This is a genomic window from Vibrio sp. 10N.247.310.24, assembly GCF_041467175.1.
In the GTDB taxonomy this organism is placed as follows: Bacteria; Pseudomonadota; Gammaproteobacteria; order Enterobacterales; family Vibrionaceae; genus Vibrio; species Vibrio tasmaniensis_A.
The window spans coordinates 25976-33799 of the sequence record NZ_JBFSUD010000051.1 but is presented as its reverse complement, the minus strand read 5'-3'; the positions used below and the strand labels follow the sequence as shown (position 1 = coordinate 33799).

The 7824-nt window shown below is 42.7% G+C and carries 5 protein-coding genes and 1 pseudogene; 4 read left to right on the top strand and 2 right to left on the bottom strand.

The genetic code is table 11. The features are described from left to right. The first annotated feature begins 175 nt into the window (after positions 1-175). Positions 176-2408, top strand: a pseudogene (locus AB6E08_RS15670) (putative bifunctional diguanylate cyclase/phosphodiesterase). After that, positions 2371-2892 carry an inosine/xanthosine triphosphatase gene (gene yjjX / locus AB6E08_RS15665; RefSeq protein ID WP_009848462.1) on the top strand — a complete coding sequence of 174 codons (522 nt, stop codon included), beginning with the start codon at positions 2371-2373 and terminating at the stop codon, positions 2890-2892. The pseudogene AB6E08_RS15670 and the gene yjjX overlap by 38 nt, the downstream one beginning before the upstream one ends. 117 nt (positions 2893-3009) lie before the next feature. On the opposite strand, the gene trpR is transcribed toward yjjX, so the two are convergent. Both trpR and AB6E08_RS15655 read right to left on the bottom strand, forming a co-directional pair. Beyond that, entirely contained in the window at positions 3010-3306 is a 297-nt protein-coding gene (gene trpR / locus AB6E08_RS15660) for a trp operon repressor (RefSeq protein ID WP_372066724.1), read from the bottom strand. Between the two features lie 172 nt (positions 3307-3478). After that, the gene (locus AB6E08_RS15655; RefSeq protein WP_371708233.1) at positions 3479-5428 is read right to left on the bottom strand and encodes a transglycosylase SLT domain-containing protein; all 1950 of its coding nucleotides are present in this window, start codon (positions 5426-5428) and stop codon (positions 3479-3481) included. Positions 5429-5691: 263 nt separating this feature from the next. On the opposite strand from AB6E08_RS15655, the gene ettA reads away from it, so the two are divergent. Together ettA and AB6E08_RS15645 are read left to right on the top strand one after the other, a co-directional pair. Beyond that, positions 5692-7359 (top strand): energy-dependent translational throttle protein EttA, encoded by a 1668-nt coding sequence (ettA, locus tag AB6E08_RS15650; RefSeq protein WP_009848459.1) that lies wholly within the window; start codon positions 5692-5694, stop codon positions 7357-7359. An 89-nt stretch (positions 7360-7448) separates the two neighbouring features. After that, positions 7449-7817 carry a PilZ domain-containing protein gene (locus AB6E08_RS15645; RefSeq protein ID WP_269335599.1) on the top strand — a complete coding sequence of 123 codons (369 nt, stop codon included), beginning with the start codon at positions 7449-7451 and terminating at the stop codon, positions 7815-7817. The last annotated feature ends 7 nt before the right edge of the window (positions 7818-7824 follow it).

Genomic DNA, 7824 nt, shown 5'->3' with positions numbered 1-7824 from the left:
TCCCTCTGCTTTAGAGATTGGACTCGATTGGTAAGTTAATTAATGGAATTGGTATAAAATATTACTTGTGATTGCCCCCGTAATACTGATCAGTACAGCGGCTTCTAGCTATATCATCTATTCCACACAAAAAAGCAGCTTTATCAAACGTGAAGACAATGCACTGCAATTAAGCATGGAAAAATTAGCAGGCTATTTTCAACAGTCTCGTTCTTTCCTCAACAATTACTCCTACACCCTCACCAATAGTGACCTGGTTAAGCGTTATTTTATGGTTGATGAAAATGTCGACCACCAACGTGAACTGACTGATAACCTAAACGAAACGATTAAGTTACTGCAAGATGGTAACGACAGTTTTACAAGGGTCGCGTTGCTTGATAGCGATCGAGCTCTTAAATATTACGCTGACAATACCAATGATCCTTTCGCAAAAATGGATCCCAAGATATTAGAGTTCATTGAGCATCAATATCAAAAAACGTTAGCAACTTCGAGTACGGACTACATACAGAATTCCCAAGGTGAAGGGGTATTAGTTCATTATGATGTTATTGATAAAAAAGCAGTTTCGACACCAATAAACGATCCACCCAACAATGTGTTTTTTGTGGTTGTATCTGTCTCTCTTGATAAGTTTAATTCACTACGAAAACAGATAGAGTTCGACTATCAAACTAGTTTGTTTTTTACCCCTACGTTAGTGACACAGGGGCGTGAGTTAACACAATCTATAAAGCTAGCACCTGGCCTCTACGCCACGCTCGATCCTGCACCATTCTTATTAGACAACAAACTCAAATCTATCTGGAATGAACTGAGCCTATCCTTTGCCCTATCTGCATTTGTCAGTGTTACCTTACTGCTGATCCTGCTATCTCGCTGGGTGATAAACCCGATCACCCGTTTAGATAGGCAGCTTCAAGAGGTTGAGAAAAAACATTGAGCGCCTAGGAACAAATGATGAGTTGGGGCGCTTATCCCAACGCTTTTATGATATGTACCAAGAGTTGGATGACACGTACCAACAGACTAAGTTGTTGGCAGAAAATGATCAGTTGACCCAAATAGCCAATAGGCACCAGTTTCAAACCTTCGTGCAGCAGTCGTTGTCAAAACCTAGCTCGAACACCGAAACCTGGGTTCTCTACTTTGATTTAGATAACTTCAAATTTGTGAACGACAAATACGGACACCAAATCGGCGACTCGATTCTCGTCAGTTTTGCTCAGCGTATCTCCAATATTTGTAACCACTACAAAACAGAATTAAATGCCCACTGTCTGCCAGCCCGACTTTCTGGGGACGAGTTCGTTGTATACCTTAATGCTCCAAATCACCAAGAAAATATCGCACATCGATTTTCGAATGATTTACTCACCCCACTACAAAAGGGGTTTGTCACCGAGTCAGGTAATTTCCCGATTACGGTCAGTATTGGTATTGCGACCCACCCTAATGATGGCGATACAATCGAGAAGCTTCTTTCGAATGCTGATACCGCGATGTATCAAGCCAAACGTGCAGGTAAAAACCAATTCGCAGATTACTCGTTAGACTTAGATAAAACCATTCAGCGTCAAGCCAGTATTGAGAGCGCCCTCAGAGAAAATAATTTTGATGAAGAGTTTAAGCTCGTTTACATGCCTTATATGGACTCAACAGGAAGCTATATTATTGGTGTAGAGGTGCTATTACGTTGGCACTCGAAACACCTTGGTTTGGTGCCACCCGATGAATTCATTCCTATCGCCGAACAAACCGGATTATTTGAAATAATTGATCGCTGGGTGATCCAGAATGCATTTGCTTCATTCCATCAACTTCAAGCTCAATTCGATCACTCTATTCAGCTATCGATTAACTTATCTTCAGCCGGGATTAAAACCACTCACCTTGCTGATTTCATCAAAGAGCATGCAAAAATCAATCAAATCCCGCCCAATTTGATCGATTTTGAAATCACAGAAACCTTTTACTCAAACTCTCAGGGGTTCCCATTACTTAACCAGTTATCATACATGGGCTATAGATTAGCAATCGACGACTTTGGTTCTGGTTACACCTCGATCACTCAACTGGTTCAATATCCAACTCAGAAGATTAAATTGGATAAAACCTTTTTGGACACCTTGATTGAGACAGATAACCAGAACATAGTGAAACCCATTATCGGGCTATGCCATGCTCAAGGGAAAAAGGTCACAGCCGAAGGGATTGAAACTCAATGCATGCATCAGTGGTTACAAGATGCGCAGTGCGATATGCTGCAAGGCTATTATTTTGGTAAGCCTATGCCATTAGAAGAGCTGACGGAATGGTACCGACAGCATCAACTCAATTTTATCGATAATAAAAAGAATCAACCACATGAAATCTGTAATCATCGCATCGCTGAATCCAGCTAAAATTAGCGCCGTTAAAAGTGCATTCTTATCGGCTTTTCCTGATACTGAATTTGATTTCAAAGGCATCAGTGTCCCTAGTGGCGTCGCCGATCAACCCATGAGCAACGACGAAACCTATCAAGGTGCGGTAAATCGTGTTTACAACACGATCCAAGCTCAGCCTAATGCAGATTTTTATGTGGGATTAGAAGCTGGAATAGAAAAAAACGTTACCTTTGCATGGATGGTGATCGAAGCAAATGGCCTACGTGGAGAATCGCGTTCAGCAAGTTTGATGTTGCCACCTGCAGTGCTTGAAAAGTTAGAGCATGCGAACGAGCTAGGGGATGTGATGGATGAAGTGTTTGGCACCGATAATATCAAACAAAAAGGCGGTGCGATTGGCCTACTAACGCATAACCAACTAACACGCAGCTCTGTCTATCATCAGGCTTTAATTTTAGCGCTGATCCCATTTGTGAATCCAGAGCACTTTCCTATCTAGATCTTCGCTAAACTTCGAAAGCCTCAGAGAACAATCACCAGAATTAAAAAACGCTAACATTCAGTTAGCGTTTTTATCGAATTAATAGACACACTACTCAGAGGTTGCTTAACTCTGTTATTGTTTGAGCAAAAGGTCGGCGATCACGGCTTTCTCTTGTTCAGATTTGGCCTTTAGCTCATTTGAGCCTCTGGTTATCGTCGCGACGCCTACTCCCAGCATTTGGCTAACCTGTCGTTGAGACATCTCACCTTTCATCAGCTCACAAAAGATATTAATTCGAGCAACCAAAGCATCTCGCTCGTCTAGTGTCATCATCATGGTCAACAATAGTTCATGTTGATCTTTTTCGACAGACGTCTTTACCAAGTCCATCAGTTGTTGCCAATTCTCATATTCAGGTTGTGATGCCATATCTCTACACTTACTTTTAAATTCTGACTTTAAAGAGTCGCTTAACGATTGAAAGCGTCGAACACTTTATACCGAAACACTTGATGTGATCCAATGTAAAAAGGCAGTAAGTGGAAATGGTTCGCACTCACTGCCTTTAATATTACTCAGCTTGGAGAGAAATGCAGAAAGCTTAATATTTCGTTTTTGCCTCGTGAGGTGCTAAAAACGTCCCTTTCTCACCCAGGATATCTCGATAGTAAGTCTCAAACATCAAGATATTCTGAACATAACCACGAGTCTCTTTGAATGGGATCATCTCGATAAAAGCAAATGCATCGAGCTTTTCATCGCTGCGTGATCGCCACTGTTTCACACGACTAGGCCCAGCATTATACGCGGCAAATGCGAAGATGCGGTTATCATCATATTGAGCGAGTAGACCATCTAAATAATGACTGCCTATCTCAATATTCTTACCTACATCATAAAGATCATCGCTGCCCTGGTACTTAATCTTATGTTTGTTAGCCGTGTATTGCGCCGTCTTTGGCATAATTTGCATGATGCCACGCGCGCCAACTGGAGAGCGAGCCTCTGAATCCATCGCACTCTCTTGTCTTGCTAAAGACATCAAAGTAATTGGATCGAGATCGTGCTTCTCGGCATAGAAATTAAACCACCACTTATGAGCGACAGGGAAACGTAACGCAATGTTATCCCACATCTTCGCAGAAATACTCGCCGTTACCGTAAAGTGATTCCATCGCTGTGTCGCAGCATGGGCAGCAAGCATCGCTTTTTGCTCTTTATCTGCATGACTTAACAACCAGCGCCACTCACTCTTTGCTGCCGCTATTTTATCTCGCTCAATCAGCTCACCGATGCGAACTAAGGAAGTGTCGAATGGTTTCACCATTTCTGCACTGTATTTAAGGGTCGACGTTGGATAGCTAACTGGCTTATTTAATTGCTTAGCGGCAGCCACACTGTAGAAATTACGCTGACCCAAAATGTCTGACAATCGCTTATTACCTTCAGCAGTATCGCCTAGCGCAATCTCAGCTCTACCCTGCCAATACTGCCAGCGAAGCGAAGCTTGATGTTTACCATCTAAGCGCGCAATCCACTCTTTCAAACCCGTCCAATCGGCATGTTGAATAGCTAAGCGAGCACGTCTTTCCAGCAAAACTTGCTTTGATGAACTCGCGAGCATTTTGTCTCGCCACGCCATCAACTCTTCAGAGTCGGTATTGATCAAGCGGAACGCTAGGTAATCCGCGAACTCTTGGGATTTTTCTTTCGAAAATTTTTGAGCTTTCACAACATCATCAAAAACCTCTTGAGCGCTGCTTGCGGATTTCCTGACTAGCTTCTCGAAACCAAATTCGGTTTGTGCTTGGTAGAATTCATTCGCTGGGTGCTTCTTAGCAAACGCGAGTACATCTTCAGGCTTGTTGTACAACGCCTTCATCTGCTTAGCTTGAGCAATTGACTCATCATGATCCAATTGCTTCATCAGATAGGTCATTAACTTGCCGTTTCGTTTATCAAACGCCAATAGCATTCGCTGTAATATCAGCTCATCCGTTCTTAAACCCGCTTCATCCCAACTTTCGAAGAGCGGATCACAGCTATCATCGACACCACTGCCACTCAACCAAAGCTGCTTCGCACCTTTGAAGGCGAGCTCTTTTTTTCCTTGCTCATAATTCGCACGGTAGTAGATACATTGATATTTTTCACCAACAGGCTCTTTGGTTTGAAACTCAAGGATCGTCTTCCACTGTTTTTGAGCCGCCAATAAATCTAAATAAGGCGCACGCATACGATTCGAAAATGGTAGGGCTTTGTTCTCTTCAATAAAAGCATCCACCTCGCTTGGCGTTCGATCACCTAAGCCCAGTAAAAAGGCGCGATAGTCAGTGTAAGGTGTTAACGGGTATGTTTGAATTTTGTTACGAAGTGCTGAATAAGCTTTTAGATCACGGTTGTCTAAAACCTCTTGCGCTCTGTCATAAACATCACGCTGCATTTCAAGCTCGGAAGCATTGCTGGCCATAGCCATTGGAGCCTGTGAAAATGAAAACAAAATTGCCGATGCAGCGACAGCAATTTTCGTATTACCAATGCGGAAAAACATTCGCTCTTTCCTTAGTGCGTGTATGAATACGTGAAGTCTATTTACGCCCGACATCACATCAAATGTAAAGAGTTTGAGTGTAAATATTGTTAATATTTAACACATCGCCTCGAAAGCTTATTAAATATAGTTTTAATGACCAATGTGACAATAATAGGTGAGGATTAGTTCAAGAATGGCTTTTCTGTCCTAGGAGTAACATCTTTGAGGATATTGGTATAAAATAGCAAACAATTTTGAACAATAATTAGGATCGATCGGCAATGGCTGAATACGTATATACCATGTCTCGGGTGAGCAAAACTGTTCCACCTAAGCGTCAAATTCTTAAAGACATTTCTCTTAGCTTTTTTCCTGGCGCTAAAATCGGTGTTTTGGGTCTAAATGGTTCAGGTAAATCTACCCTACTACGTATCATGGCTGGTATTGATACTGATATTGATGGTGAAGCACGTGCACAACAAGGTCTAAAAGTAGGTTACCTACCTCAAGAACCTGTACTAGACGAATCAAAAACCGTTCGTGAAATCGTAGAAGAAGCGGTTTCAGATGTTGCTGACGCACTTAAGCGCATCGACGCAGTATATGCCGCTTACGCAGAACCTGATGCAGATTTCGATGCATTAGCGAAAGAGCAAGGTGAGCTTGAAGCACTGATCCAAGCAAAAGATGGTCATAACCTAGAGACAGCTCTAGAGCGAGCTGCAGATGCACTTCGTCTTCCTGAGTGGGATGCGAAAATCGAATTCCTATCAGGTGGTGAACGTCGTCGTGTTGCTATCTGTCGTCTACTTCTTGAGAAGCCAGACATGCTGCTTCTTGATGAACCAACCAACCACTTGGATGCAGAATCAGTGGCTTGGCTTGAGCATTTCCTTGTTGATTACAGCGGTACTGTTGTGGCGATTACCCACGACCGTTACTTCCTAGACAACGCTGCAGGTTGGATTCTAGAACTTGACCGTGGTGAAGGTATCCCATGGGAAGGTAACTACACATCTTGGCTAGAACAGAAAGATGAGCGTTTGAAGCAAGAAAAAGCTGGCGAAAGCGCACGTCAAAAAACGATTGAGAAAGAACTTGAATGGGTTCGTCAAAACCCTAAAGGTCGTCAAGCTAAGTCTAAAGCTCGTATGGCTCGTTTTGAAGAAATGACGACTGGCCAATACCAGAAGCGTAACGAAACCAACGAATTGTTCATCCCACCAGGTGAGCGTTTAGGTGACAAGGTACTTGAAGTTAAGAACCTAACTAAGTCATTTGGTGATCGCGTTCTTATCGATGACCTATCATTCAGCATGCCTAAAGGCGCTATCGTTGGTATCGTTGGTGCCAATGGCGCGGGTAAATCAACACTATTCAAGATGCTAAGTGGCGCAGAACAGCCAGATTCAGGCACAGTTGAACTTGGCGAAACGGTTAAGCTTGCTTCTGTTGATCAGTTCCGTGACAGCATGGACGACACAAAAACAGTATTCCAAGAGATCTCTGAAGGCGCTGATATCATTAAGATCAACAACTTCGAAATCCCTGCTCGTGCATACTGCTCTCGTTTCAACTTCAAAGGCAACGACCAACAAAAGATCATCGGTCAGCTTTCTGGTGGTGAACGCAACCGTGTTCACCTAGCGAAACTGCTAAAAGCGGGCGGTAACGTACTGCTACTCGATGAACCAACCAATGACCTTGATGTTGAGACACTACGAGCTCTTGAAGAAGCACTACTTGAGTTCCCTGGCTGTGCAATGGTTATCTCGCATGACCGTTGGTTCCTTGACCGTATTGCGACCCATATCTTAGACTACCGTGATGAAGGTCAAGTTAACTTCTACGAAGGTAACTATACTGAATATACAGAGTGGCTGAAAAAGACTCTAGGTGCACAAGCGGCAGAACCTCACCGCATCAAATACAAACGTATTGCAAAGTAAATAAGCTTGTATTTTGAACAAAGGCCGCGATAATAGCGGCCTTTGATATATCTGGTTATATGTTACGTATTGATATAGAGAGATTAGTTATGATTGAAAGACGTCAATTTTCACGAGTTGTTTATCAAACCCCGACTGATATATCACAAGGGAACGTAAATGTATCAGGCTCAGTACAAGACTTATCTCTTCATGGCCTACTCATTCAGTGCGATAAATTACAGCAACTCAGAGCTGACATTCCTGTTCAAGTCAGCTTTAAGCTCGAAAACAGTGATATCAATATTCAGTTAGAAGCAACGATAGTCTCGACCATCAATACCTCAATGCGTTTACGTATAGAGCATTTAGATATTGATAGTATCAGCCACCTTAAGCGCCTTGTGGAACTTAACGTTGGCGACGATGAACTGCTTTATAGAGAGATTGAACACCTTACCGATTTAGGTAGTGAGTGACGTCTCC

What these genes read in the sequence shown, in the direction of transcription:
- yjjX (WP_009848462.1), top strand. Translation starts at nt 2,371, where the DNA reads ATGAAATCTGTAATCATCGCATCGCTGAATCCAGCTAAAATTAGCGCC.
- trpR (WP_372066724.1), bottom strand. Translation starts at nt 3,306, where the DNA reads ATGGCATCACAACCTGAATATGAGAATTGGCAACAACTGATGGACTTG.
- AB6E08_RS15655 (WP_371708233.1), bottom strand. Translation starts at nt 5,428, where the DNA reads ATGTTTTTCCGCATTGGTAATACGAAAATTGCTGTCGCTGCATCGGCA.
- ettA (WP_009848459.1), top strand. Translation starts at nt 5,692, where the DNA reads ATGGCTGAATACGTATATACCATGTCTCGGGTGAGCAAAACTGTTCCA.
- AB6E08_RS15645 (WP_269335599.1), top strand. Translation starts at nt 7,449, where the DNA reads ATGATTGAAAGACGTCAATTTTCACGAGTTGTTTATCAAACCCCGACT.